At 49.3% G+C, this 26,058-nt stretch carries 24 protein-coding genes; 10 read left to right on the top strand and 14 right to left on the bottom strand.

The window, feature by feature from the left end; all coding sequences use genetic code 11:
* Both BLU97_RS08505 and BLU97_RS08500 read right to left on the bottom strand, forming a co-directional pair.
* Positions 1–771 carry a hypothetical protein gene (locus BLU97_RS08505; RefSeq protein WP_074761115.1) on the bottom strand — a complete coding sequence of 257 codons (771 nt, stop codon included), beginning with the start codon at positions 769–771 and terminating at the stop codon, positions 1–3.
* Positions 761–1,942: a DUF262 domain-containing protein gene (locus tag BLU97_RS08500; protein WP_074761114.1), complete on the bottom strand. Its 1,182-nt coding sequence runs from the start codon at positions 1,940–1,942 to the stop codon at positions 761–763. The genes BLU97_RS08505 and BLU97_RS08500 overlap by 11 nt, the downstream gene beginning before the upstream one ends.
* A 262-nt stretch (positions 1,943–2,204) precedes the next feature.
* Here BLU97_RS08500 and BLU97_RS15820 point away from each other — a divergent pair, with 262 nt between their 5' ends.
* From BLU97_RS15820 to BLU97_RS08470, 6 genes are all read left to right on the top strand, one after another.
* A complete protein-coding gene (locus tag BLU97_RS15820) occupies positions 2,205–2,519 on the top strand; it encodes a hypothetical protein (protein WP_074761113.1) in 315 nt (104 codons plus the stop codon).
* Between the two features lie 13 nt (positions 2,520–2,532).
* Positions 2,533–3,693, top strand: coding sequence for an AAA family ATPase (locus BLU97_RS08490; RefSeq protein WP_074761112.1), 1,161 nt, complete (start codon positions 2,533–2,535; stop codon positions 3,691–3,693).
* Positions 3,694–3,926: 233 nt separating this feature from the next.
* Complete coding sequence (locus BLU97_RS08485; protein ID WP_074761111.1) at positions 3,927–4,523, top strand: DUF6371 domain-containing protein; 597 nt, start codon at positions 3,927–3,929, stop codon at positions 4,521–4,523.
* Between the two features lie 62 nt (positions 4,524–4,585).
* Positions 4,586–4,915, top strand: coding sequence for a hypothetical protein (locus tag BLU97_RS08480; RefSeq protein ID WP_074761110.1), 330 nt, complete (start codon positions 4,586–4,588; stop codon positions 4,913–4,915).
* A 118-nt stretch (positions 4,916–5,033) separates the two neighbouring features.
* The gene (locus BLU97_RS08475; RefSeq protein WP_074761109.1) at positions 5,034–5,555 is read left to right on the top strand and encodes a DNA-binding protein; all 522 of its coding nucleotides are present in this window, start codon (positions 5,034–5,036) and stop codon (positions 5,553–5,555) included.
* A 190-nt stretch (positions 5,556–5,745) separates the two neighbouring features.
* Entirely contained in the window at positions 5,746–6,189 is a 444-nt protein-coding gene (locus BLU97_RS08470; protein WP_074761108.1) for an N-acetylmuramoyl-L-alanine amidase, read from the top strand.
* A 416-nt stretch (positions 6,190–6,605) separates the two neighbouring features.
* On the opposite strand, the gene BLU97_RS08465 is transcribed toward BLU97_RS08470, so the two are convergent.
* From BLU97_RS08465 to BLU97_RS08440, 7 genes are all read right to left on the bottom strand, one after another.
* Positions 6,606–8,186 (bottom strand): ATP-binding protein, encoded by a 1,581-nt coding sequence (locus tag BLU97_RS08465; RefSeq protein WP_074761107.1) that lies wholly within the window; start codon positions 8,184–8,186, stop codon positions 6,606–6,608.
* Positions 8,187–8,361: 175 nt separating this feature from the next.
* On the bottom strand, positions 8,362–8,529 hold the full coding sequence (locus BLU97_RS16055; RefSeq protein WP_175456342.1) for a hypothetical protein: 168 nt from the start codon (positions 8,527–8,529) through the stop codon (positions 8,362–8,364).
* Between the two features lie 13 nt (positions 8,530–8,542).
* On the bottom strand, positions 8,543–9,343 hold the full coding sequence (locus BLU97_RS08460) for a polysaccharide biosynthesis/export family protein (RefSeq protein ID WP_074761106.1): 801 nt from the start codon (positions 9,341–9,343) through the stop codon (positions 8,543–8,545).
* Positions 9,344–9,391: 48 nt separating this feature from the next.
* The gene (locus BLU97_RS08455) at positions 9,392–9,826 is read right to left on the bottom strand and encodes a BT0820 family HAD-type phosphatase (protein ID WP_074761105.1); all 435 of its coding nucleotides are present in this window, start codon (positions 9,824–9,826) and stop codon (positions 9,392–9,394) included.
* 41 nt (positions 9,827–9,867) lie between these two features.
* On the bottom strand, positions 9,868–12,384 hold the full coding sequence (locus BLU97_RS08450; RefSeq protein ID WP_074761104.1) for a GumC family protein: 2,517 nt from the start codon (positions 12,382–12,384) through the stop codon (positions 9,868–9,870).
* Positions 12,385–12,416: 32 nt separating this feature from the next.
* A complete protein-coding gene (locus BLU97_RS08445; RefSeq protein ID WP_139208948.1) occupies positions 12,417–13,310 on the bottom strand; it encodes a FimB/Mfa2 family fimbrial subunit in 894 nt (297 codons plus the stop codon).
* 37 nt (positions 13,311–13,347) lie between these two features.
* The gene (locus BLU97_RS08440; RefSeq protein WP_081352933.1) at positions 13,348–14,223 is read right to left on the bottom strand and encodes a FimB/Mfa2 family fimbrial subunit; all 876 of its coding nucleotides are present in this window, start codon (positions 14,221–14,223) and stop codon (positions 13,348–13,350) included.
* 256 nt (positions 14,224–14,479) lie between these two features.
* Here BLU97_RS08440 and BLU97_RS08435 point away from each other — a divergent pair, with 256 nt between their 5' ends.
* From BLU97_RS08435 to BLU97_RS08425, 3 genes are all read left to right on the top strand, one after another.
* The gene (locus BLU97_RS08435; RefSeq protein WP_074761101.1) at positions 14,480–15,463 is read left to right on the top strand and encodes a UpxY family transcription antiterminator; all 984 of its coding nucleotides are present in this window, start codon (positions 14,480–14,482) and stop codon (positions 15,461–15,463) included.
* Positions 15,464–15,528: 65 nt separating this feature from the next.
* The gene (locus BLU97_RS08430) at positions 15,529–16,875 is read left to right on the top strand and encodes a glucose-6-phosphate isomerase (protein WP_074761100.1); all 1,347 of its coding nucleotides are present in this window, start codon (positions 15,529–15,531) and stop codon (positions 16,873–16,875) included.
* Between the two features lie 101 nt (positions 16,876–16,976).
* A complete protein-coding gene (locus BLU97_RS08425; protein WP_175456341.1) occupies positions 16,977–17,651 on the top strand; it encodes an HAD family hydrolase in 675 nt (224 codons plus the stop codon).
* A 596-nt stretch (positions 17,652–18,247) separates the two neighbouring features.
* Here BLU97_RS08425 and BLU97_RS08420 read toward each other — a convergent pair.
* From BLU97_RS08420 to BLU97_RS08410, 3 genes are read right to left on the bottom strand one after another with little or no spacing between them, the layout of a single operon-like run.
* A complete protein-coding gene (locus BLU97_RS08420) occupies positions 18,248–18,841 on the bottom strand; it encodes a DUF4230 domain-containing protein (RefSeq protein WP_081352932.1) in 594 nt (197 codons plus the stop codon).
* Positions 18,831–19,532 (bottom strand): DUF4230 domain-containing protein, encoded by a 702-nt coding sequence (locus BLU97_RS08415; RefSeq protein ID WP_074761097.1) that lies wholly within the window; start codon positions 19,530–19,532, stop codon positions 18,831–18,833. Before BLU97_RS08415 ends, BLU97_RS08420 begins: the two co-directional genes overlap by 11 nt.
* Positions 19,533–19,540: 8 nt before the next feature.
* Positions 19,541–20,062, bottom strand: coding sequence for a DUF4738 domain-containing protein (locus BLU97_RS08410; RefSeq protein ID WP_074761096.1), 522 nt, complete (start codon positions 20,060–20,062; stop codon positions 19,541–19,543).
* A 161-nt stretch (positions 20,063–20,223) separates the two neighbouring features.
* Here BLU97_RS08410 and BLU97_RS08405 point away from each other — a divergent pair, with 161 nt between their 5' ends.
* Positions 20,224–21,975, top strand: coding sequence for a sensor histidine kinase (locus BLU97_RS08405; RefSeq protein ID WP_074761095.1), 1,752 nt, complete (start codon positions 20,224–20,226; stop codon positions 21,973–21,975).
* Between the two features lie 5 nt (positions 21,976–21,980).
* Here BLU97_RS08405 and BLU97_RS08400 read toward each other — a convergent pair whose 3' ends face one another.
* Both BLU97_RS08400 and BLU97_RS08395 read right to left on the bottom strand, forming a co-directional pair.
* Positions 21,981–22,853, bottom strand: a complete 873-nt coding sequence (locus BLU97_RS08400; RefSeq protein ID WP_013064420.1) for an RNA polymerase sigma factor RpoD/SigA — start codon at positions 22,851–22,853, stop codon at positions 21,981–21,983.
* 120 nt (positions 22,854–22,973) lie between these two features.
* Positions 22,974–26,054, bottom strand: a complete 3,081-nt coding sequence (locus BLU97_RS08395) for a glycoside hydrolase family 31 protein (RefSeq protein WP_074761094.1) — start codon at positions 26,052–26,054, stop codon at positions 22,974–22,976.
* Between the last annotated feature and the right edge of the window lie 4 nt (positions 26,055–26,058).

The raw sequence follows: 26,058 nt of genomic DNA, 5'->3' as shown, positions 1-26,058 counted from the left end.
CTATTTATTTTCTTTTTCCAAATAAATTCCAAATAATTTTACGTAAATTTTATCTAGCAACAACAATACTGACATAAATAAGAAATAATTTTGCAACTTATATTTTTCTTCCATCATGCCCTTCATAGAAGGTAGATTGTGTTGATACGACCGTGTGTTATGTGCACAACGATTCCGTTCGGCATAAACAAATCTTACGAACAATTCTTTTAAAGCCAAACCGCAAGTGGGAATTCTCTCCGCCGCTGTCAAATTATCTTTATTTGTCAATAACTGTTTACCATTCATTATCCATTTCCGATTCACACCAGAAATAATCGATTGATAATCATCCCATTTTTTCTTAAAACATTTTGACATCAGGCTATTCTCAAACATGTACTGTGTGGAAACTCTCCAATCAGCAAGTATTTCATCTTTCAATGCATCGGTTATGGTGAATGATTCGTCATGCTTTCTTATCTCATCAATCAGGTCGTTATAAACCATATTCTTATCGTTATAATCAGAACATTCACTATAGCGATTCCGCTCTAAGCGCTCATAACGATAGTCAAAATCACGACAGGCTATCTCCCAACAGATGCATTTTAACTTCTGCTCCTGAGCACCTGTTAGTTTCAAAAACAAAGAATGTAGCAGATAACTACAAAGAGGATATACTTCTATACCTCCACTGCTGGCATTCAGCGACCATACAGCCTCTTTTACTATATCAGTAGCAGGCTTCAGGATAAACGTAATATGACTTTTCGGCTGGCTATAAGGCATAACGGTTGAAAGTTGTTATAGAATACTCTACACGGCTACGCATATGTTTAAAGAGCGATGGTGAGCCTTTATGGCTTTGGTCTGCCTTATAGACGTTAATCTTACGTTGCAAAGCAGATTTCAGTTCAGCGCCTCTAGTCAAATCAATATCCTTGCCTCGAATCACAGTTTGATAGATAAGTCCCAACATATATACATCGGCATCAATGATTGACGTAAAATGCAACTGATCATAATGCAAACCTTGAAGAGATCTTTGTAGCTTAACTATTCTCGGTGCAAAATCTTTATTGGGAATGTATGTTGAGAACTGAGCAAACATGCTGTCAGGACTATCTTTTACAACAGAATAGATATACTCCTCGTAGTATTTCTCCATACGCGGCTTATAACTCTGAGCTAATCGATTTGAACGACCTTCTTTCCTAAATTGTGAAAGTAAAGCCATTGCTCTTACAAAATCAAACATCTGATTCTTTCCCACCAATTCAATCTTATAACCACGACAACACTCGGGATCAAAGAAATCCTTCAACTCACTCTTCAGGAAGTAGAGTGACTTGCGGCTTTCAATAGGTTCAAGAGGAGTACCAAGTATATTGATATTTCGAAACACTGTAGAATAAAACTCATGTTGTTCTGCTTCATCTGCCGCATTAGGAATGATGAATGAAAAGGGGATAAATTTGGTTTCAAAGAAATCTGGTGTCACACCATAATCCACATGGTTGTATTGTGTTGCAGTAATATAATCTCTAACGTTCTGCTCTACAGGTCCTTTGTCTGCGAACATACGCAAAGACCAATTGATATATTCCACATCTGGTTCGCCATCTTCTTCTTCAGCCGCACCATCAGCCAAACTCAGATCCTCCCCACCACGGGGGAAAACATCTTTCTTTGGGAAAGCCTTGAAATAAGCCAGTAACAGACTAGAAAGACGCTGCTGTCCATCAAGTATCAGGTTATGATTCTCGCCGCCGATATTACATACACCGATTGTTACTGGTGGGACAAAGCCGTCTTCTTGAATGCCTTTAACAAAGCCTTTCACCTGTTCTTCTGACCACACAAAACTGCGCTGATAATCAGGTAACTCTAAATCCTTCTTCAGTAGTAACTCTATCCAGTACTTCAGCGTGTACTCTCCATAATAAACTTTCTTATCCATAGTGCTATATAAATGGCCTGCATTATTATGTATTCTGCTTAACTATATCTTTTGTAAGCCTATTATAGGCCAATCTTGATTCTATAGGTATACATTCATACGCCCTGTTAAAAGAATTTAATAATCCTTATCTCATTTAACAATGATGACGGATATACTAGTCATCATGCTTCGTGGCTGAAGTGGTACTTTCGCGGGCGCGAATGCGCGAATTATTGGGGCTTTTCGCTCCGGAAGTAAAACTTAAAAATTTAAAGTCACAATGAAAAAATTCAATGCAAAGATTCCCGTTTTGGGAGAGGGTATGGCAAAATTTGCCATGCAGCAGTTATTAACTCAAATCAGACTTCAGCATGGGCTGACCAGATTTATTCAACGAAATGGTGTGAACGGCAGATGGCTGCGTGCCGATGAGCCTTACGACATCCATGTTTCAAGATTTTTCCAAATTCTACGTATCAAAGCACACTATCAAACCGATGATGAATTCCTAGATGATTGGAACGAACTCGGAGAGGCTATTCTGGATGAAGCACGTGAATACTACAAGTCACTCTATCAGAAGCTTAACGACTAACCGACCTAATGCCATGGACCCAATAACTAATGAACTGGCTCATGCCGGCGAACAACCCAGCGTTACACCAGAGATTCTGGAACTGGAAGAGAATCGCATCACCTCTACTAAAGTACTGGCTCCTATGGAGTTCCTGTTTTCGCTGTTTAACGAACCTTGTTTTCCACGACGTGAGCTAGTGGCCTTTACTGGTCGCGCCAAGAGCGGTAAGACATTCGTGATGTCGATGCTGATGGTGCTTTGTGTGATGGCTGAAGTCTTGTCTTTCCGTAGGCTTACGGAGAGCAAACTTCGGCTTTTATGGTACGACACGGAACAGAGTGACAACTCTACTCAGGACATCCTGAAAAACCGTATCATGCCCCTTTATGAGCGTGTCAACAAAAATGGGGATCCTTTCCCCGAGGATATGTTTGACATTTTCAATGTTCGTAATCTGGATCGAGAGAAACGCGAGGCCTATCTCATTGCTGCTATCAATTACTACAAACCCGACTTAGTGATTCTGGACGGTATCCGCGACTTGGTGGGCGACATCAACGACGGCACGGTGGCACAGGAACTAATCGAGAAACTGATGCACGTGGCTCAGGAAAAAGACTGCTGTATTGTATGTGTGCTGCACCAGAACAAGAGTGGCGAGAGTCGCGACCCGCGTGGCTGGTTAGGAACCGAGCTGCTGAACAAGGCTTTCGACGTGTTTGCGACCGAGAAACTGATGCCGCAGCGCATCTTTAAGCTCGAGCAGCTTTACACCCGTAAGTACGACATCGAGCAGGATCTTTATTTCACTGTGGGCGATGATGGATTGCCTTGCATTACCGAGGCGCCTCCTATGGGCTATCTATCGCAGCAGGATGATGATTATCAGGATCGACCTCCACTTAACGACGAATACGTGGTGCGACACATTGACGGGTCGTGGGCCATGGATGTGCCCCGTTTGTTTACCGATGCTTTCCAAGGGCACGATTCGCTTACTGGAGCTGCCCTGCGCTATGCGGTGATGACCTTAGGTCGTATAGCCTCTCGTCATCTCTACATCAAATGCCTTGAAAAGGCCATGAATCAGGGGCTGATGGTAAAGAGCCACGACAACCAGAATCATGTAGTTTATCGCCTCAAATCAGCGCCACCTGCAAAGCCTGTTGCAGAACAGATTGAGATATGGTAAAATCCTAACCCCTTTTGAGGCCTCCCCCAAGATTGGAGTACTCCTTAACAGGAGTACGTAAATCTTTAGGGGGAAAAGGGCCTCTCCGATCGCCCCCCAACAATATGATGAAATTAAAAGATCTATTCAAAGACTCGCTCAGAAATCTCGGCTTGTATATGCCAGCGCCACCGCTATGGGCGCGGCCGTTATCGGCTCAAAGCAGTTTTTGCCGGGCGGTGGTTGCCAACGGGATGCTTACCAAGCGGCAGATGGTGCATGCAGCACTGCGCTACCGGCTAGGCCGATCGAAGGATGATGCCGTCATCTACTGGCAGATTGACCAGATGGGCCGTGTGCATGATGGCAAACTGATGTGGTATGGTGCCGACTGCCACCGGTTGAAGAACCGTCATGCGACGTGGGCGATGTATCTGTTGAAGAAGCACTTTGAACTGCCGCAGGGCTCTTTTCAGAGCGATCACGTGTTCTTCGGTTTGCATCTGGTGCGGGAGCCTTGCACCGTGTGTATCGTAGAGGCCGAGAAATCAGCGGTTATCTTATCGGAGCTGTATCCGCAGTATGTGTGGCTGGCGGCAGGCGGACTGGGCGAATTGCAGCCTTCGAAGTTCTGGGCGCTGCAACGCTGCCAGATAATCTTGCTGCCTGATACCGACGAGGAGCTGACGGCTTACACTCGGTGGTATGCAGTGGCGCAACAGGTGATGCAATCGTTTTTATGGCCCAAACAGAACCGTATCTACGTATCTGACTTCTTAGAGCGCCATGCCTCGGCCGACCAAAAACGGCGGAAAATCGACCTTGTGGATTATATCCAGGAATCAACTTAGTTTCGCTCCACAATCAATTTACTTTTTATCTAAAATCAAATTACTTTTCAACCACAATCAATATGGTAAATTACTACAATAAGCATCTTTTTATCAGCAAGGCCAAGTTGGCCGAACTGGCTGGTGTATCGTATCCTACCTTTAATCGCTATCTGCGAACCCGTAAACATATCCTTGATGCCTTAGGGGTTAAGCGCTATGCCAGGCTACTGCCGCCACAAGCCGTGAAGTATGTTTGTGAAGATTACTGCATTGATCTGCCACCAGAGCTGCAGGATGAGCGAGTATTGCAGAGTCATCAGCTGTATCAGAAGGTGGTGCGTGAGTTGCAACTGACTACCTTTTTTGAAGGTAAATGGACGAAAATCACAGAAATTCCACCTGATTTCTAATTATTTTCAAGCTAACTTGTCATAACTGGTCAATTGCCTTTTGCGAAGTAGTAATTTTGTACTCGCTATTCCGGATGGCACTTTAATTATTACATTTTTTAACTTTTAAATTTTACTTATGGTACGTTACATTTTACAGCAAATCAAAATCACTAGTCACAAGTGTTTTGGAAAGTGGTTCGCCAAGAACGTGGTTGAAGAGACTATCGACCTGGATGCTCTGGCTGAACACATGAGTCATCACAATTCGCCTTACTCTAAGGGCGTTATCAAGGGTCTGCTCACCGATATGATTGCTTGTATCAAAGAGCTCCTGCTGGAGGGTAAGAACGTGAAGATCGACGACCTGGCCATTTTCTCGCTTGGTATCAAGAACAAGGAGATGGCGCTGAAGGAAGAGGACTTCACTGTATCTAAGAACATCAGCGGTGTAAAGCTGAAGGCCCGTGCCACTGGCGACCTGATGAGTAAGAGTCTGAACCTGGAGGCTACCCTTAAGAAGGCTACCTTCGTGAATGGTAAGTTGGCTACTGAGCCTTCGAACTCGGGTAATACCGGAGGAGGTTCGACTACACCGACTAACGGTGGTGGCTCGACTACGCCAAGTAATGGCGGTGACGATGAGTCGTACGGCGATTAAATTTTAGGCACGGATTACACGGATTAACACGGATTTATATCCCTTAGTCCTGTAGTCCGTTGCTAAACCCCCAATTTAAATTCTAATTTATAACCTTTATGAAGAAAGTTAATTGGACCAATGTTGCTAAGGTCCTTAAATTTATCGCAACAGTTATTACTGCAGTTCTCGGATCATTAGCCGTTCAGTCATGCGCACAGTAAACTTAATTGTTATTCACTGCAGTGCCACGCGCTGCAACAGGCGTTTCACCGTCGACATGCTCAGGGCTTGTCATAATGCCCGGTTTGGCAACAAGGGTATTGGTTACCACTATTACATTGAGCGTGATGGACATCTGTATCAAACGCGTGATGAGAGTCTTGTGGGCATGCATGCCCGGCATTACAATACGCACTCTATTGGCATCTGCTATGAAGGGGGGCTTAACGAGCGCGGTCAGGCGGCTGATACTCGTACGCCGGAGCAGCGTGCAGCGCTGATTGCCTTATTGCGAAGCCTCAAGGAAGATTATCCTCAGGCCGAGATTCTCGGGCATTGTGAACTTGAAGGGGTTCATAAAGACTGTCCGTCTTTTGATTGTCAGGAGTATCGAGATTACTTCTCGCTCCCCTGCCAGGGGACAGGTTCCTGACAGCTTCTGACATCTAACCTAACTCAGGGATCTGTTCTGACACAGGGACAGGTCCCTGACACCTTATTATATAATATATACTTATAATTAATATCTCGCGTCACTTCCTTTCTTCGGCGCGAAGAAAGAAGCAAAGAAGCACTCCCCCTACCAAGGCCTTCCCCCAAGGGAAGGATGCAAAGTCAAGATTTGGGAAAACCGCAAATCCCTCCTACTTTTTTGGCAGGCCGGGACTTCGGCCTTTATTACTCAAACCTGTCGTGGGGACAGGTTCTATGGCAGCTGCCAGTGAGCGAATGCGAACTTTATCTAATACCATGCTAAAACACCTAGGGGTGATGCCGCGCGGCTGGGGGCGAGCAGCCCCCAAAGAGCGAGGGTGGGTGGAGCGAGCGCTCCAGCGAGCGGGGGATTATTTAAAATGACACTACCCAAGACTCGGGAACTCTTGATGTTGGGTTGAACTTTACTCCAACCTTTACTATCTTACGGGCATCGGTTTGGTATGGGATGGCGTAAGAGTTGTCGTCAATCTGAGCAAGAGCCTCCTGGGCCGTACCATTTACCTTCAACTCGAAAACGTATATTGTATCGGGCATTGTGACTACCATGTCAACACGGCCACCAGCACATTTTACCTGAGTACGAACATACACATTCAACATCGAGAATATCAGATACATGGTATATTCGTAAAACCCCTCGGCATTGGCTGCCTCAGCCAGTTTCTTCTTAAACCCTTCTACATATGGTATAGCTGCCATATATGCCTGCATCTCGCGCATGGCCAGGTCTACATCGGCCTGTTTCAATGCTCGCCAGAACTTCAAAGCAAAACCTGCCTGAACTTCACCTCCAACCAAACCTGTATAAACTGGCAGCAGACCATCGGCATAGCCTATACGAACCTCTTGATTGGGGATTGACAAGGTGTAGATATCCGACTCACGGTCGTAATCCTTAATGGTGAGATAACCACTCTGATACAGTAACGGTAGGGCCGAACTCATTGCCTCGGTGGGTTGATCGAATGCAATAGCCGGTACTTCCAACTTGTCGAGCGACGTGATATCTGTACCAAAATGTAGCAGCTGGCGTATCAGGAACGTTGGCGTGCCGCTCTCAAACCAGTAACTGGCCACCTTTTGCTGTTGGAATGCCTTCAGTAGGCTATATGGATTATATATATCCTCTGATTTCTCGGTAAAACAGTAGCCATCATACTGCAACTTCAGCTTCTGCTGCATCTCCTCGAACGATATCTCATACTTAGCTGCCAGCATCTCTACATCTGTTTTCAACGCTGTTACTAATTCCTGTTCGGTAATACCACAGATGGTACCAAACTTGGCATCCATGGTTACATTAGTAAGGTTGTTGATAGTAGAGAAGATACTCAGCTGTGAGAACTTGGTAATGCCAGTGATGAAACAGAACCTGATATATGGCTCCTGCATCTTAAGACGCTGGTAAAACTCCTGCATCACCTCGCGCACAGCCGCTAATGCGGTTTCATCATGCAGCACATCAAGCAATGGTGCATCATATTCGTCGATAAGTACTACTACCTGCTTGCCTGTTTGAGTAAAAGCGCGTTCAATCAAACCAGCCAGCTTCATGCCTGGTGTGGTTTCTACTGGGTTTGTACCATACTGCTCTTCAAACTTGCTCAACAGTCGGAGCAACTCGTCTTTCACGCCTTTTACAGGCAGGTGTTTGCAGCCGCTCAGATCGAAATGCAAGACGGGGTGCTGCTCCCAATCGTTCTCAAGACTCATGATTTTGAGTCCTTCGAAAAGTTGTTTTTCGCCAAGGAAATATGATTCGATGGTAGAGGTGAGTAGCGACTTTCCAAAACGGCGAGGACGACTCATAAAGACGTATTTAGAATATTGGGCTAGCTCCCAAACTAAATCTGTCTTATCTACATAGACATAGCCTCCCTGGATGATGCCAGAGAATGTCTGTAGGCCAAGTGGGTATCGTCTTGCTTTCATAATTTTTATTTATGTGAGCGAATGCGAACTTTATCTAATACCTGAAAACACCTAGGGGTGATGCCGCGCGGCTGGGGGCGAGAACTCGGCTTTGCCGCTTGCTACCGAAGGGACGCAAGAACTTCCAAAGAGCGAGGGTGGGTGGAGCGAGCGCTCTAGCGAGCGGGGAATGCTGCTAGCCGATGGTGTAGACGAAGATGACGGCGGCGAGCATGAGGAGGGCGATGATGAAGAGGCTGATTTTTAGGACCTTCTCGAGGGTTTTCTTAAACTGGATCTGGGACAAGCTGCGCTGTTTGAACAGGCTGGCATCGTCCGGCTCGTGATGATGGTGTTTTTTCATGGGGCTTGGAACTTTATCTAAAGATATTTATCAGAAGCGTAGTGAGTGAGATGAGGATACTGGTAGCAGAGAACCAAAGCGTGGTGGTTTGACCAATCTTTGAGTTCTGGGCCTTGACGTTGTTGGGCTCTACATACACAATATCGTTCTGCTGCAGATAATAATAAGGTGAATTGATGATGTTGGCATCATTCAAATTCAACGTTACAATCTGCTTTTTGCCTGTGGCATCCTCACGAATGAGCTTTACCTTATCGCGTACACCATAGATGGTGAGGTCGCCAGCCTGTGCCAACGCCTCGAAGATAGAAATCTTTTCGCGTGATACCTGGTAACTACCAGGAGCGTTCACCTCGCCTAATACCGATACTGAATAGCTCGACATGCGAACGGTGACAATGGGATTCTCGGTCTCGGCCATATAGGGGCGGATTTTCTCAGCAATGAGTTGCTCGCACTCCGACTTGGTGAGGCCACTGACATGCAGCTTACCAATAATAGGATAATTGATATAGCCATCGTTATCTACCAAATAGGGCATCAGTGTACCACTGCCACTTGACACAGCACGTCCTTGTGTGTACTCACTCTGCAACAGCAGGTTGAAGGGTATCGAAGCATCGGAAGTAGTGGTATTGACCGATATGGTGAGCTGATCCTTGGGCATGATGCGGGCATCGTACAAGAATCGTGACTTGTCGAAGTTAATACTGTCGCTGTTCTGGAGATAAGCAACGTTTTTCACTGTTCCGCAGGAACAGAGTAACAGAACTGCTGACAAAATTAAAAAATTTAAGAATTGAATTTTTTTCATTTTGCTAATTTTTAATTGAACATTGAGCATTGAACATTGAACATTTTTCTAGAATTGCCACCAGTGTTTTTTCTTGGGGGGGAGGGAGTGGTGGATGGACGACTGGGCGGCCATATCATCTACCACATCGTGCCACGACTGGTGGTGCTTAATCATCTGATAGATGGTGCCCCAATCGGGCAGGCCTCCCAGGTTGCGATCGTCGATAAACAGATCGACCTTGAGCTTGCGCGAAAAATGGGGATTGCTCTCGGTGGTTTCCTCGGGGTAGTCGCGATTCACGGCATAGAACTCCAAGCCGCGCTGGCGACAATAGTCTACAGCCTCCTTAAGCAAACGGCCCTCGCGCACCGACCACAGAATGAGTCGGTGGCCATCCTGGCGGAGCATCTTCAGGGTATCGATGGCGAAAGGTATCTCCTCGCCTATCTCAGGGTACTTATGGGTTACAATCGTACCATCAAAATCTACTGCTATAACCATTGAACATTAAACATTGACCATTGAACATTGAACATTGAACATTACTGCTTGATACTGTCATCATTCTTATTAGAGTAATGAGACTCGGCGTAGTTGCCGTAGGTGCCGTAATTGCCATAGTTGCCGTAAGAGGCATGGCCGTAGCGGCCGTACTTGCCATACTTGCCGTAGCCATAGTAGTAGCCGTTCTTTTTCTTCGACATATCCACGCCGTTCAGGATGATGCAGGTGTTGCTGAGCTTCTGCTCGGCTACCAGCGTGTTCACAATGCCGATATTGCTCTTCGGGGTGTAGTCGGCGCGGCATACATAGCAGTTGACATTACTGAAACGGGCAATCTGCAGGGTATCGGTAACCAGACCTACTGGAGCGGTATCCATAATCACATAGTCGTACTGCTGCTTGAGCAGCTCTACTACCTGCTGCATGTTCTTACGGGCCAACAGCTCGGCGGGGTTTGGCGGTGTAGGTCCGGCCAACAGCAGATGCAGATTCTCGTTCACACCAGATGGGCAGATGGTGTTACGCACATCATCCATGGTAACGCTATCCTTTACCAGCAGCTGGCTGACACCAAGGGTGCGGTCCTTCACGCCGAACAGGCGGCCCAGAGCAGGCTTGCGGATATCGAGACCGCAGAGCACTACCTTTTTACCCAGCAGGGCGAACGATACCGCCAGGTTGGCTGCGAGGAAGGTTTTACCCTCGCCCGAGGTACTTGACGTAAAGAGGATGACCTGATCGTTCTCCTTCATCATAAACTGGATATTGGTACGCATCGAGCGGAATATCTCATCAATCTGGTCGTTCTTATTGGCCTTGACCACAATGCCGGCAGCAGTCTTGACCGACTCGCTGGCCACAGGCACATCGGCCACGATGGGCAGTTTGGTGAGGCGCTGCAGGTCGGTGTGACCTTCGAGGCGATAGCTGAGTAGCTGGATGAGCAGAATGATACCGAAAGGTATGCCTAAGCCTAGAACGACAGCAACCAACAGGATAACCGCATTCTTGGGGCTTACCTGCCCTAGGGCCAGAGGCTCGTCGATAAGTTTACCCTTATCAGCCGTGGCAGCCAGCGAGATAGAGTTCTCCTCGCGCTTCTGCAACAGCAGCAGATACAGGCCTGATTTTACCTCCTGCTGGCGACCAATCTGGGTGAGCACACGCTCCTGCTCGGGGGTGCTACCAATACGACCGGCATATTTGGCCAGCTGGCGCTGCAAGCCCTGGCGCTGGATATCCACCGAGCGGCGTGCCTGCAACAGGGCAGTACGGATAGAGGGCTGCAGATCGTCGAGTGTAGCGGTGAGGGTCTGTACCTGTGGGGCCTGCTCGCTCACTGTCTTGAGCAAACGGTTACGCTCCTGCACAGCCTGGTTATACGAGGCGATGAGTGCGGTAGAGGCGTTATCCTCCATACCTACGTTCGAAGGGATAATCTTATAATGATTGGCGGGGTTATCCACGTACTCGCGCAGATAGTCCATCAGGTGCAGCTGGGTGTTCACCTCGGCCAGCTGCGACTCGTACTGTGCGCTCTGGGTGAGGCTCTGGGTGGCATCCATCTCGAGCTGAGTCACGGCATTGCGCTTCTTATAGTTCTCGAGGGCGCTCTCGGTAGAGCCCAGTTCGGCATCAATCTTCTGCAAACGCACATTGATAAACTCCTCGGTCTTCATGGCAATCTCATTCTTATCGGCATTGGCCTGGCGGTTATAGCAGATGACCAGCTGGCGCAGATAGTCGAGACCGCGACGGGTATTCAGGTCGGTGAGCGTGAGCTCCACAATCGAGGTCTGCTTAGAGGTATTGGCCACAGCGAGTGAGCGCGCATAGCCCGTAGCCACCACCATTGGGGGCAGGATGGTGATATGATAACGCTCGCCTTCCTCCATGGTCTGAGCGCCGTTCTGGGTAAAGGCCAATACGCCATAGTCGGTGCGGATGGTGGCAGGCAGTTTTTTGAGCTCCTGCGTGAAACTGCCCGTACTCTGGCCATTATAGAGGGTTTCGCCCTTTACCTGATACTGGCCGTCGTTGCGCTCGAGGGTGAGCTGGATGGACTTCATGCCATCGAGCAGCTGCTTATCCCACTGGCTGAGCGACAGCGAATCGATATCCACACTCACGGGTTGGGTGTTATACACGGGCTGCTTGGCCATGCGACCAGCCGTGACATACTGGGTGTAGAGCTTGAGGTCGATCACAGCATCGCGCGCTAAGATACGCGACTGCAGAATCTCCTTCTCGTTCTCGACACCAGCCGAATTACTCATAAAACCAAAATCCTGCATGTTGGACAGCATCTGATCGGCTGAACCACGACGACTTTTTTGTTCGTCCTTAATCAGCATCTTGGCAGACACCTGATAGGTTTTGGTGGCGTAGCGCAGGTAGATGAGCGCGCCACACACGCAGATGAACAACGACAGCAGGAACCACTGCCAATTGAGCACCAGCATCGCATACAGGTTCTGGAAACTAAACATAGACTGTTCATCCTGAAGATCGGTCGAGCCTAAACCTTCATCATTCAATTTTGATTCGTCAATCATATACGGGATGTTTTTAATTATATTATGCTATTTTAAAATGTGATATTCTCTTGGGGCAGCCAGTCGGTGTCGAGCAGGAACGTGAAGCTGGAGCTTCCTGGTGTGAACATGGCACCGGTGGCCTTAGTAATCTGGTTACGTTTGAAGTGTACCGCAGGCAATGTTTTGCTGATGAGCACCGACTGGTTGGCATCGAGGGCCTCGACAGTTACCGGCATGGTTTCCTCGTTGGCCGCTAAGAACACGATGCTGAACACATCGAGCACGCCTGCTGTATTGGCATGGGCCGTATTGGTGACTGTAAAACCATCATCGTCGGTGGCCAGGCCGGTGGTGGGATTGAAGCTTTTGCTGCCTGCACCGTAGGTGGTGCGGATGGTGGCGGCATTGGATGGCATCTGATCGGTTGACACCAACTGAAAACGGGCCATCACACGGCTCATCACCGGACTGATATCTACGGGCTCGGTACTGCTTACTGTGATATTCTGCGTGCAGCAGAAGGTTTCGCGAGCACGGTCGCTGGTATAGGCGGCCTGCGTGGGACTGGTGATGGTGAACACATCGCCCTCGCCCTTATTGCGCGCCACGGCCACCATGGTATAGGTGCCCATGGGCAGGCTGCACTCAAACTCGCCAAAGGTGGTGTAGGTGGTAGTCACGTCCTTTAACTGGGTGGCGGCGTACACCTGCTGGTCGGCGGCGAAGATGGCTATATCGATGGCCTGAATGCCCTTGTAGTTATTAGGATCTACATCAGCACGCGTCTGGGCATCAGGAAAAGGCTCGCTGGTGAATGCGAAATCACTGACATGTACACGCACCGGGGCTTTCGCCTCGCCTGGGTTGTTCTCAACTTCGGCATGATGGCCGCAACTTTGCGCCAACAGGAGTATTCCTGCCAGCATGATTGATTGAATTTTCATTTTTTAAGCTAGTTTATATTTATATGAAGTTCTTTTTTTAGTTGAATTCGATGGTCTGCTCGCCTTCCCACTCGGCATTGATACCGATGACGATGGTGATGGATGAGCCGTCGGAACCCGAGAAATACGGACCGCTGAGTTTGGTAATCATGTGCTGCTTGAGCGGCACCTCGAACTCGCGTTCGCGTACGATGTTATCGTTGGCATCGTAGGCCGTGGCCTGCAGATGGAGGGTGCCCTCGGTATCGTGCAGAAAGGTGTACAGATCGAAACTGCAAGCCTGCTCGCCAGGCTCGACCGCGAAAAACTCGGTCTGTGTGCTGTTGACCGAACCCAGCCCTGTGGCTGCATCGAAAGCACCCGAGCCGCCTTTGTACTGGAACCGCATCTGCGTAACGCCCTCGGGGATGGCATCGGTAAACACTACCCGGCAGAGCGACACGATGCGATGCAGGTTGACATCGATGGTGGTTTCCTTGTCGTCGGTCACCTCGATCAAGGCGTAATGCAGAAAGGTATCGGTAAAGCCATCCTTGTTGTCGAACCGGATCTTCTGCGGATTGGTCATGGTGGGATTGCCACTACTGCTGTGTCCCACTACCACTACCTGATAGGTACCAGGATCAATCCTGAAGGCTACCGTGCCGTAACTGGCATCGCCTGTTTTCTGGTTTACTTGCTTGATGAGCTTGCCCGCCGCATCGTAGACAGCGAAATTGAGTCGCTGACAGTAGTCGGTAATAGATGTACGCGTGAATGGGGTTGCAAACGACTGTTGCTCGATCTGGAATACCGAAACAACCAGATTGCCATCGGCGTCGCCACCTATCATGTCCTGGTCGGGGATGAGCGGATGCTCGCAAGATGTGATGATTAATAAGATAAGGTAGAATGGAAGAAATAACCGTCTCATCTAGTAATTTGCGTATTTCCCTCCTTCCGTGCTGACAGCATAATATGTTTAAAGTCAGTACGTTATAGAATATTTAAGTTTTATTAATACACTGGTTTCCGGGATAGAATTGAAATCGATTTCCCTTTTCCGCGGACAAAGTTAAGCGAAATTTGCGACATGACCAAATAAAAATGCAAAAAAAGACAATTATTGCGTGATTTCTTCGGCTATTTCGTTTTTTTTATTTAATTTTGTCCCCCGAAAAAGATTAGCGATGGCAGAAACTGATAATAATGTAGAAAAATGGTATGTGCTGGGGTGCTTGAGCGTGCACCACGAAGAGAAAGTGAGGGATGCACTGAGAAAGGCAGGATTCCGCAGTCACGTACCTATGAAATATGAAGTAAAGACCGTGCGCCGCCAGGAGCAGCGTACGATGGTGCCTGCCATCACGGGATTGATATTTGTACGTGCCAGCGAGGAGGCGCTGAAGGAGTATATCCGACATAAGTCGCGCGAGAGTATCTACATGCGCAAATCCACCTTCTCGAACAAGCAGGACTATCTGACGGTGCCTGACTATGCCATGGAGCGATTCATCGAATTCACCAATATCCGACAGGAAAAGATCACCTATTTTAAGCCCGAGGAGCTGAACCTGAAAGAGGGCGAAAAGATTCGTATCAAGGGTGGTATCTATGATGGTTACGAGGGTACCATCCTGCGCCTGAAAGGGAAGCGCAACAAGCATCTGGTGGTGCAGATACCTGGGGTGATCATCGCAGCGGTAGAGATCGAGGCAGAGCTCGTGGAGTTGATTTCTTCCGAGGAAGGAGGAAGGAGAAAGGAGGAAGGAGAACACGCTGCTAACAAGAAAGAGCGAGAGATTAGGGAGCGGCCATCGAAGGATGTGGATGGGGATAAGAAATACCTGTTGGAACTGGCCGAGTGGCTGTTGGAGAACCAGGCGGATAAGGATGTGCCCAAGGTGGAGTACAACCTGAAACTCATCGAGCTGAAGCGAACCCGCGCGCGCCTGCTGAAGTTTAAAGGTTTTACACCTATCACCGAAGCCGAGCTAGCCCTGCCGATGTACTTAGCAGCGCTTATCCTGGAGGAGGATGTGGAGGCCTGCAGGCTGCGCCTTGAGAAGGCGACGGAACGCTTAAAGGACAGCTGCAAGCTGAAAGCGCGCTGCAGGGAAGCGCTCGCCCCTGCCAGGGGACAGGTTCCCACCTGTCAGGGGACAGGTCCCTGACATCAATTAAACATTGAACATTGAACATTGAACATTACAAACATTATATATAATTTTAACTGATTATGGAAATGATTAAGCTTGACATTACGAAGGCTGCATGCTTTTTGAAGGAAGGTGCAGTGGAGAGTTTTGAACCAAAGGTAGCTGAGGCACAGAAGGCACTTGAGGCCGGTACCTGTCCTGGCAACGACTTCCTGGGTTGGTTGCACCTGCCCAGCAGCATCACACCTGCATTCCTGGATGAGTTGCAGGCTTGCGCCGACACCCTGCGCGCTAACTGCGAGGCTATCGTAGTGGCTGGTATCGGTGGTTCGTACCTGGGTGCACGTGCCGTGATCGAGGCCCTGAGCAACGCTTTCAGCTGGTTGGTTAACGATCCTAAGAACCCCACCATCCTGTTTGCAGGTAACAACATCGGTGAGGACTATCTGTTTGAACTCACAGAGTACCTGAAGGGTAAGAAGTTTGGTGTGATCAACATCTCGAAGAGTGGTACTACCACCGAGACTGCCCTCACCTTCCGTCTGCTGAAGAAACAGTGTGAGGCCCAGCGTGGTAAGGAAGAGGCTAAGAAGGTGATCGTGGCTGTGACCGACGCCAAGAAGGGTGCTGCACGTACCTGCGCCGATAAGGAGGGTTACAAGAGCTTTATCATCCCCGATAACGTTGGTGGTCGTTTCTCAGTACTCACTCCAGTAGGACTGCTGCCTATCGCCTGCGCAGGTTTCAGCATCAAGGATCTGGTGGCTGGTGCCCAGGAGATGGAGAAGGCTTGCGCCCCAACCGTACCATTTGCCGAGAACCCCGCTGCACAGTATGCTGCCGTACGTAACGGACTGTACCAGAGCGGTAAGAAGATTGAGATTATGGTGAACTTCCAGCCTAAGCTGCACTTCTTCTCTGAGTGGTGGAAGCAGCTCTACGGCGAGAGCGAGGGTAAGGACCTGAAGGGTATCTTCCCTGCCAGCGTTGACTTCACCACCGACCTGCACTCAATGGGTCAGTGGATTCAGGAGGGTGAGCGCACTATCTTCGAGACTGTGATCTCTGTAGAGGAGCCCGAGAAGAAGCTGCTGTTCCCCAACGACGAGGAGAACCTGGACGGATTGAACTTCCTGGCTGGCAAGCGTGTTGACGAGGTGAACAAGATGGCTGAGCTGGGTACACAGCTGGCTCACGTGGATGGTGGTGTGCCCAACATGCGCATCAGCGTTCCTAAGTTGAACGAGTACTATATCGGACAGCTCATCTACTTCTTCGAGATTGCCTGTGGTATCAGTGGTAATGTGCTGGGTGTGAACCCATTCAACCAGCCTGGTGTAGAGGCTTACAAGAAGAACATGTTTGCGCTGCTCGACAAGCCTGGCTACGAGGCAGAGAGCGCTGCTATCAAAGCTCGCCTGGGTTAAACATTAAAGATTAAACATTGAAGGCCTCGATTAAGCGAGTGCATCGCCAAGCTTGCTTGAGCTTTGCCGAGCGTGAGAGGGCTCGATACGAAGTATCAACATTGATTAAAGCGGTATTATTTGATATGGACGGGGTGCTGTATGATTCCATGGGGAATCATGCAGTGGCCTGGGTCCAGTCGATGAAGAAGTTCGGAATCAATATGACAGCCGATGATGCCTACGCCACAGAGGGAGCTCGTGGCGTAGACACCATTCGTTATATGGTAAAACAACAGCAAGGTCGCGAGATTACCGAGGCTGAGTCGCAGTTGATGTACGATGAAAAAACACGCATTTTCCACTCAATGCCAGAGGCTCCCATCATGCCGGGCATCTTATCGCTCATGGAGCAGATACATGCAGCTGGCATCACCATTGGTGTGGTGACTGGCAGTGGTCAGCGCCCGCTCATCAATCGCATCCTGCGTGACTTTGGAAAGTTTGTTTCCATCGATAACATCACCACCGCCTACGATGTGAAACGAGGCAAGCCCAATCCTGATCCCTATCTCATGGGATTAGAGAAGGCAGGCCATCTGCAACCGAGCGAAGCGATGGTCGTAGAAAACGCCCCCCTAGGTGTCCGCGCTGGTGTAGCTGCTGGTATTTACACCATCGCCGTCAACACCGGTCCCCTCCCCGATCAAGTCCTCCTTGATTCAGGGGCTAGCATTCTTTTTCCTACCATGATTTCGTTAAGTGAAGCTTGGAAAGGGCTTCTTTCTAAATTCTAATCCTTTTTTTTGGTCTTTCGACCAATGGGGGATGCTCCCCCACGGTGTTGAGCGTTCAACCCAAAAACGTCCTGAGCTCGGAGGCCGGTACACAAATTCTTCAAATCACTCAAAGAACTCGCTTTGCTCAAACAGCTTTTCGTATTTCGTAATTCAGATTGCGTTCCGCAATCCGAAACTCAATGTTGATTCAAAGAATTTGCATTCCTATAAATACCTCCTCGTGCGGAATGTTTTTGTGTCTGAACACTCAACGCCTCTCCCTGCTCACTATTGCTGATGACCACCTTTCCCCATTCGTCCTCACAACTACCGACTGCCATCAAAGGCATCTTAAGTGAGGCAAAGATAAAACAAATATATTTTCAAGGGCTGTATCCCTAAGAAAACATTCCGCACGAGGAGGCATTTATAGGATGTACTATTATCGGAATCGTCTTCGATTCTTGTGTCGCGTAAGCGAGACAAGCAAATCGACATGAGAAGCTGTTTGAGCGGAGCGAGTTCTTCGAATGATTACGATAATATTACAGCCGGCCTCTGAGCTCAGGACGTTTTATTAGGGATATAGCCCTTGCAGTTGATATAAGAGGACATTACTCAAAGTGAAGGGTGATGGTTTTGTAGCCCAATTGGGTGAAGAGGTTGCGGAGTTGGGACTCGGCGTTGGTTTGGGCCGCTGTGAGGTTTTCGGGGGTGAGGCAATGCTGGAGCATTTGGCGGTGGGCCTTTTGGTAGAGGGCTTGGTGGGCCTGAGGGGACCATTTGCCGGACTCGTAGAACGACTTGGTTTTGGCTTCGTCGATGAAGTCTTTGTCCAGCAGGGTTACCTTGGGTAACGTTACCTGGAGGGTGTCGCCTTGGACGCGTATCGCGTCATCGCTTAACTGCTGCATGTTGATGCCCAGGCGGAGGGTGCCGTAATAGATGCGGACTAACTCATCGTCGGAAAAGAAACCCTTACGGACGGTGTCGACCATCTCTTCGGCAGAGACAGAAAGAAACTCCCACTCACCAATATCCCTGATGCTCTGGATCTGCGTGGGGGTGGGCTCAATCTTGTCGTTGGAACCAATCTCGATATAGTTGCTCTTCAGGACACTCTTAACCCAGAAGAAGACCGCGATAACAGCGATCACAACTACTGCACCTATGATGATATTAATCTTCTTCATAACTCTAATCTTCAAAGCGTGTTAAGCTCTGGAACTTATGCTTGAAATCCAAATCCTTGCGGAAGGCGATGGTGATATCCTGCTCCTCGTAGCCCAACTGGGTGAGCATGGGAACGAGGACTTTGGCGGCATTGGCACGGGCAGTTTCTTCGATACCCATGTCGGGGATGCTCTGCAGGATGGTCTCCCTACCCTGCTGCTGATAGTTGGCCAACTCCTCGTCGCTGAAGTGTGCACGGGTCAAGCCTACGTATTGCTTGACGTTCTTCTGATCGATCTTAGAACTGGTCATCACCACCTGCGGGTCGGGCAGGATGATGGTTATCTTGTTGCCACTGCGCTCAATGTTCTGTTCGGAGAACTCCGAGAAATCGATATAGGCTTTGATTTTGGCATCCATGGGGATGGCAATTTTTCTGTCGGCCAGAGGTACCTTGAGGTTGAACTGCTTGCTCATCAACTGACCTTTTAGGCGCAAGGCATCGTCGTGGGTGATAATCTTATGCACGCGATACTCGGCGGTGTAGAGCTTGGAGCATTTCTGGACTTGGTTGATTAGCATCGGGACGGTATCGCTTCTGCCAGGGGACAGGTTCCTGGCAGCTGAATCAGATGCCAGGAACCTGTCCCCTGGCAGAATCAGCAGCAACAGCAACAATGCCAACACTGCAGCACCAATGATGAGAATGCTTTTACGCTGTTTCATATTGGGGGTTACTCTAGATCCTGATCGCGCGAGATGCCTACCTCGCCGAAGTTGCTGACGGTTACAATCAGTGGGATGTACTCATCGGTCTGGGGATGACATACGCTGGCAGCAAAGAACAGCTGGTTGCCCTCGGCCTTGTCGAACACAAAACCTTCGAGAATACCGGTCTTACGATAGTCGTCGTCGAGACAACCATCAAAAGCGGCCTTGGTAAACGTCTTGGTGCAGAACACACTGCCATCAGTACGGATGACCTTGAGGGTGATGCGGTTGTCGACGAACTTCTGACCATTCTCGTCCTTGACCATACGCAGAGAATCATCGGCTGTGCGCGACACCTCCACCTGGTACTGCTTACCCAACCACTGCACATCCTTCACATCTTTATAATCCTGCATACGGATGGGAGCCTGAGGTTTGGGCGCCTCGGTATGCTGTACGATGATATCATCGTGCTGCTTTTTCTGACCACAACTTGCTAACAAGCAAGGCACTGCTATAAGGGCTAAAATCAAATTCTTATTCATCTTGCATTCTTTAATTCGCCTGCAAAGATAAGCATTTTTAGGCACGGATGACACGGATTACACGGATTTTTTTATTATAAAGGAAAAAAAAAGCAAAAATATTTGGTAATTATGAAATAATTAGTACTTTTGCAGAAAAGAATACAGACTAACCTAAGATTATGAATATAGTACGAATCCTATTGGCTATTGCGCTATTATTTGGAACGAGTGCCAGCCACGCAAATGTAGATTATAAGAAAGACGTGAAATACAAAGAACTTCGCGACTCGATGAGTCATGCGTTTAACGATGGCGACAGTGCCCGATTCTATACGCATCTGACGAACCTGCAGAACTATCTGCTGGAGCATAATGACTTGCACGGCTACTACACACAGCGGTGCAACGACATCATATTCGAGATGAACCGCCAGAAGATTTTTGAGGCCTACACCAAGGCTCAGGAACTGTCGAAGGAGTTGCGCGAGAAGAAGTTGACCAAGGAGATGTATATGGCCGTGAACATGATGGGCCATATCAACAAGTACTGCGGTAACAAGGAGGCTGCCAAGAAATGCTGGTACGAGGTGGTACAGATGATGGAGAAGAACGGCTATTACGAGAGTATCCCGCCCATCTACATGAATATCATCAATGTGGCCATAGACGATGACGCTCAGGAGGCATTAGACCTGATGGATAAGGCCAAAGCCATTGCCCAGAAATATTCGCCCGAACGGGTGTTCGATATCGAGACCCGCAAAACACTGACCTATTATAACAATGGCGACATACAGAAATTCCTGGAGGGTTACAAGGTGTATAAGGAGGGCGAGCGGAAAGGTCTGTCGTCGGTTCACGGCCGTAGCATGGAGGCCTACTACCTGGCATGTACAGGAAAGATTGACGAGGCCATCGAATATGCCAAACGCGAGTTGGGTGACGAGGGTGCCGATGCCATCCCGCTGATTTACGAGCGTGCCGGCAGATGGGAGGAGGCCTACAAATCGTTTAAGGAGGAATCGCTGGCCAGCGACTCGATAGATAATGTGGTGCTGACCAATAGTATGCAGGGTATCCAGGAACAGGTAGAGCTGTACGAAGCCGAGAAGAAAGCGGCTAACGTACGTACCACCGCCCTGATGGGTGCTATCCTGCTACTGACACTGCTGATTATCGCCCTGGTATATATTGTGCAGATACGCAAAAAGCACCTGAAGGAACTGCGCAAGGCGTATAAAAAGGCCATGGAGTCGGAGAAGATGAAGACGGCGTTTATCCAGAACGTGAGTCATGAGGTGCGCACGCCACTGAACATCATCACGGGTTTTGCCCAGGTGATAGCCGATCCCGATCTGGCGGGCAACCCCGAGGAGCGCAAACGCATATCGACCATGATGCAGAAGAGTACCCGCCAGGTGACCATCCTCATCGACGAGATTATCGGCTTGTCGCTCATCGAGAGCACCGAAAAGATGAGCAAGAACGATAAACCACACATTAACAGCATGCTGCGCGGGTTGCAGACAGAATACAAGGACTATGTGACCGACGAGACCGAGATCAAGCTGGAGACCACACTGCCCGATGACTTTACGCTGAAGACCAATGAGAATATGTTGCGCCGCATCCTGTCGTGCCTGATGGAAAATGCCGTGAAATATACCGAGAAGGGTTGTATTACCATGAAGGCCAGCATGGAAGGCGACCAACTGCAGATGATGGTGACCGATACCGGCCATGGCATACCTGCAGAAGAGGCGGAGCGTATCTTTGACCGCTTTGTGAAGTTGGATAACTTTAAGGAAGGTATCGGACTGGGCCTGCCACTGAGCAGAAAACTGGCCGAACAGTTGGGTGGAAAAGTAGAACTGGACACCACCTATACAGATGGCGCCCAGTTTATTGTTACACTGCCAATAAGCGAATAAGCCTATTAGCCCAGGTATTTCATCAAGATGCGTGCATAACCACTGTCGTGCAGTTTGGTGATGCTCTTTTCGCGAATCTGACGTACACGCTCACGCGTGAGTCCCATCTCGGCGCCAATCTCCTCGAGACCACGCTCCTGACAGCCAATACCGAAGCACTCCTTGACAATCTTGAGCTCGCGATCCTTCAGTACGTTACGCAGCACATTATCCAGATCGGATGTGAGCGACTCGTAATCTACCAGCTTATCGGTACGGGTATCCTCGCCACTGCTCAGCATGTCGGCCATTGAGTTGTCGTCGTCCTCACCGAAAGGTGCGTCGATACTCATGTGGTGACTGTCGGCCTTGGCAGTCTGCTCAATCTTCGACTCCTCGATCTGTGTGAGCTCAGCCAGCTCGGTAACAGAAGGACGGCGCTGGTGCTGCTGCTCGAACTTGTTGATTTCCTGATTAATCTTGCTCAGAGCGCCACTCTGATTCAGGGGCAAGCGCACAATACGGCTCTGCTCGGCAATGGCCTGCAGAATGCTCTGACGAATCCACCATACGGCGTAAGAAATGAACTTAAATCCGCGTGTCTCATCAAACTTCTCGGCTGCCTTTACCAGTCCTATATTTCCCTCGTCGATCAGGTCAGTCAGTGTCAATCCCTGATGCTGGTACTGTTTTGCTACAGATACCACAAAGCGCAGATTGGCTGTAACCAGGCGTTCCTTAGCCTTCTCGCCCTCAGGACCGCCACGACGGATGGCCTGAGCCAGCTCAATCTCTTCATCAATAGTGACAAGGGGTTGACGACCGATTTCTACAAGATACTTGTCGAGTGCCTCACTTGATCGGTTGGTAATACTTTTTTGAATCTTTAATTGCCTCATATTTATATCGTTACTCTGAAAAAGTCTGCAAAGGTACTAAAAAAAGCGATACGTTGCAACCAACATATCGCTTTTTTAGACTATTTTAACAAGATAACTTGTGTATTGCTATCTTACAGATTACAACTTGACGGTGATGGCCTTGCCCGAGTAAGAAACGAGCTTACCCGATGGGTTGTCGAGGTTGAGCGGCTGGGGATGCTCTTTTGATATCAGTACAATATTGAACTGACGATTCTTGAGCATGCCAGCGAACTGACCCTTGCGCGCACCAAACGAAACGGTACGGGCGGCATCGTCGTAAGTAATGTCGATGGTGGCGTACTTGCCCTTCTCGTAATTGTAGTTGGTGCCCTCGTCCTCGTAGAGTTGGAACGTGCCATCCTGACCGGCATAGACGTAGAGGTGGATGAGCTCGGCTGGTTTCTCGTCGCTCCACTCCATCTCGGGACCGAAGGGGATGATGGCACCCGAGCGCACGAACACCGGAATCCTCTCATATGGTGCATCCACGACGAGCCTGCGGCTTGCTGATTGACCATTGACCATTGAACATTGAACATTAGCGGCATCGATGATCATCTCCCCAGAGTATAAATCATACCAAGCGCACTGGGCGGGGAAGTAGACGCTGCGGTTGCGGGCTTTGTAGTAGCCTACGGGACAGGCCATGAGGGCGGGACCGAACATCCACTGGTTGCCGATATTCTCTACTTCCTTATCGCCATTAAAGTCCATCACCAAGGGGCGCATCAGGGTGTAATCCTTGAAGTGAGCCCAACCAGCCAGTGAATAGAGGTACGGCATGAGGCGGTAGCGCAGTTTATCGTAGTAAACAAACGACTTGTAGGCGGGGTGCTCGTCGGGAGCGATGTTCCAGATTTCGCGCAATGGCCACTGACCATGCGAACGGAACAAAGGAATAAAGGTGCCGAACTGGTTCCAGCGGGTCTGCAGCTCGCGCCACTCCTTCAGGTCCTCGTTCTCCACCTTGGTGCGATCGTACAACTGCTGGGCAGCCACATAACGGTTCTCAACACAGAATCCACCCTGGTCCATACCCCAGAAAGGAATACCAGAGATAGAATAGTTGAGTCCGGCCGTCATCTGGGCGCGCATGTCCTCCCATCGGGTACCGATATCACCACTCCAGGTAGCGGTAGAATAACGCTGCTCGCCAGCGAATCCGCTGCGCGTTAACAGGAAAACTCTTGGTTCGTTGAGTTTACCCTTCCAAACTGAACGCTGACCGTTGTAGATGGCATCGGCATTCACAGTTGAGTAGGCATTGAAATATTCGGTTGAGGTGCCTAAAGCGGTTGGACCAGAGAGGGCCTTGCGGTACCACATAGGGGTGCAGTCGCGTACGTTGGGCTCTGAGGCATCCATCCACCAAGCATCTACCATTGAACATTCTTGCGTCCCTTTTGGTAGCAAGCGCCCCTTCGGGTCGAGCGGACCATTTGACAATTTAGCCAGGCCTGTATATAGGGCGCGATCCATTTGATTCCAGAAGAGCTTGCGGGCGCCGGGGGCGTAGGCATCGTAGAAACCATTGGTGTAGCCAGGACCTACCCAGTCGTGGATATCGTCGGTGGGGCTCTGGGTATACATCCATCCCTTGGCATCGAGTTCCTTGTAGTTGTCGGTATTGCAATAGAACTTAGGCCAAACGCTAATCATAAAGCGACCATGCATCTGGTGCACGTTGTCGAGCATCTGCTGGGGATTGGGATAGCGCGAAGCCTCGAACTGGTGACTCCCCCACTGGTCCTCGGGCCAGTAGTTCCAGTCCTGTACGATATTGTCGATAGGGATATGACGCTTGCGGAACTCAGCGAGGGTGCCCTCAATCTCGTCCTGGGTCTTGTAGCGCTCACGACTCTGCCAGAAGCCCAGTACCCATTTGGGATAGAGCGAAGCCTTACCCGTGAGGGTGCGATAACCGCTGACCACCTGGTCGAGGTTGTCGCCAGCAATGAAATAGTAGTCCATATCCTTGGCCATCTCGCTCCAGATGCTGAGTTGCTCGCGCTCCTGTTTGCTACGGGGCTCAGCCACACGCAGTCCGCAGTAAGCCTCGCCACCATCGGGGCGCCACTCGATGCGCAACTGCACACGCTTACCCTGCTGCAATTCGGTAGAGAACTTATAGGCATTGGGGTTCCAAGCTGTACGCCAGCGCTCAGGCACTACCTCGTTGCCGTCGATATATACCTTAACGTAACCGGAGTAATACAGAATAAATTGACAATTGACAATTGACAATTGACCATTGAATGTTCGGGGTTCTAAGAACCCCTCATAGACAACGTTTGAGCCGGCGAGCTGGAAGCCTTTGGGGAGGTTTTTGATGCCGCCATTGTCGGTCTTCAACGCAATGGCTGATTTCTCAGGCGTACCATATTCATAATAGATAGAGTCCTCGTCGCGAACGAGCTTTTTGCCATGGGCATCGATATAGGTACCTGTGAGATGACCCTCCTTACCACTCTTATCATAGAGCTTGAAGGCACGATTGAGTTGCAGGTAATCGTTGGGATTACCAAAACGACAGTAGCTGTAGCTGTCCCACAGTAGTCCGTAGTTCTTATTGGAGAGTACGAAAGGAATGGATACCTTGGTGTTATACTGGAACAGGTCCTCGTTCTTGCCCTTCATGTTAAACTCCTCGCTCTGGTGCTGACCCAGGCCATAGAAAGCCTCATCATCGGGCGAGTCGAACTTCATCTGCCACGACAGACCATGCTTCTGCTCCTCGGGGACGGTATAGCCCGTCTTCATACCCAGTTCGCGCTCAGGAACGGTAAAGTCCCAGAACTTCTTACCCTCCTGGGCTTCCTTGAGCAACTGCTTGCCAGAGGCATCGAAGAAGGTAATCGCGCCAGTAGTCTTCTGTACCACCGCCTTTACCTTCTGGGTTTGAACCACCACATTGTCAGCATCCTCAGAAATGCTGTAGCTCCCCTTGGCAGGTGCTGTTTGTGGTACAATCATGAGCGAGGCAGGCTTAGTGGGTAATGCCTGCTTACTGGTGGCACGCACACGGATAATCTGGTTGTTAATCACTTCAAGGTAAACTACCTTGGCCTGACCACCATCAGGCGTAATAGTCACATTGTTTCCATTGGTCTGCACCACGGCTGCCATCATGGTTGAGGATAGCAGTAGGCCAGACACTAAAATTTGAATTCGTTTCATTTTT

It is taken from the genome of Xylanibacter ruminicola (assembly GCF_900107775.1).
Lineage (GTDB): Bacteria > Bacteroidota > Bacteroidia > Bacteroidales > Bacteroidaceae > Prevotella > Prevotella ruminicola_C.
Note: the sequence above shows the minus strand (reverse complement) of the source record. Positions and strands in the feature narration are given on the sequence as shown.

Bases quoted from the DNA above. Each gene is read 5' to 3' on its own strand.
- BLU97_RS08505 (WP_074761115.1), bottom strand. From the start codon at position 771: ATGCCTTATAGCCAGCCGAAAAGTCATATTACGTTTATCCTGAAGCCT.
- BLU97_RS08500 (WP_074761114.1), bottom strand. From the start codon at position 1,942: ATGGATAAGAAAGTTTATTATGGAGAGTACACGCTGAAGTACTGGATA.
- BLU97_RS15820 (WP_074761113.1), top strand. From the start codon at position 2,205: ATGAAAAAATTCAATGCAAAGATTCCCGTTTTGGGAGAGGGTATGGCA.
- BLU97_RS08490 (WP_074761112.1), top strand. From the start codon at position 2,533: ATGGACCCAATAACTAATGAACTGGCTCATGCCGGCGAACAACCCAGC.
- BLU97_RS08485 (WP_074761111.1), top strand. From the start codon at position 3,927: ATGCTTACCAAGCGGCAGATGGTGCATGCAGCACTGCGCTACCGGCTA.
- BLU97_RS08480 (WP_074761110.1), top strand. From the start codon at position 4,586: ATGGTAAATTACTACAATAAGCATCTTTTTATCAGCAAGGCCAAGTTG.
- BLU97_RS08475 (WP_074761109.1), top strand. From the start codon at position 5,034: ATGGTACGTTACATTTTACAGCAAATCAAAATCACTAGTCACAAGTGT.
- BLU97_RS08470 (WP_074761108.1), top strand. From the start codon at position 5,746: ATGCGCACAGTAAACTTAATTGTTATTCACTGCAGTGCCACGCGCTGC.
- BLU97_RS08465 (WP_074761107.1), bottom strand. From the start codon at position 8,186: ATGAAAGCAAGACGATACCCACTTGGCCTACAGACATTCTCTGGCATC.
- BLU97_RS16055 (WP_175456342.1), bottom strand. From the start codon at position 8,529: ATGAAAAAACACCATCATCACGAGCCGGACGATGCCAGCCTGTTCAAA.
- BLU97_RS08460 (WP_074761106.1), bottom strand. From the start codon at position 9,343: ATGAAAAAAATTCAATTCTTAAATTTTTTAATTTTGTCAGCAGTTCTG.
- BLU97_RS08455 (WP_074761105.1), bottom strand. From the start codon at position 9,826: ATGGTTATAGCAGTAGATTTTGATGGTACGATTGTAACCCATAAGTAC.
- BLU97_RS08450 (WP_074761104.1), bottom strand. From the start codon at position 12,384: ATGATTGACGAATCAAAATTGAATGATGAAGGTTTAGGCTCGACCGAT.
- BLU97_RS08445 (WP_139208948.1), bottom strand. From the start codon at position 13,310: ATGAAAATTCAATCAATCATGCTGGCAGGAATACTCCTGTTGGCGCAA.
- BLU97_RS08440 (WP_081352933.1), bottom strand. From the start codon at position 14,223: ATGAGACGGTTATTTCTTCCATTCTACCTTATCTTATTAATCATCACA.
- BLU97_RS08435 (WP_074761101.1), top strand. From the start codon at position 14,480: ATGGCAGAAACTGATAATAATGTAGAAAAATGGTATGTGCTGGGGTGC.
- BLU97_RS08430 (WP_074761100.1), top strand. From the start codon at position 15,529: ATGGAAATGATTAAGCTTGACATTACGAAGGCTGCATGCTTTTTGAAG.
- BLU97_RS08415 (WP_074761097.1), bottom strand. From the start codon at position 19,532: ATGAAACAGCGTAAAAGCATTCTCATCATTGGTGCTGCAGTGTTGGCA.
- BLU97_RS08410 (WP_074761096.1), bottom strand. From the start codon at position 20,062: ATGAATAAGAATTTGATTTTAGCCCTTATAGCAGTGCCTTGCTTGTTA.
- BLU97_RS08405 (WP_074761095.1), top strand. From the start codon at position 20,224: ATGAATATAGTACGAATCCTATTGGCTATTGCGCTATTATTTGGAACG.
- BLU97_RS08400 (WP_013064420.1), bottom strand. From the start codon at position 22,853: ATGAGGCAATTAAAGATTCAAAAAAGTATTACCAACCGATCAAGTGAG.
- BLU97_RS08395 (WP_074761094.1), bottom strand. From the start codon at position 26,054: ATGAAACGAATTCAAATTTTAGTGTCTGGCCTACTGCTATCCTCAACC.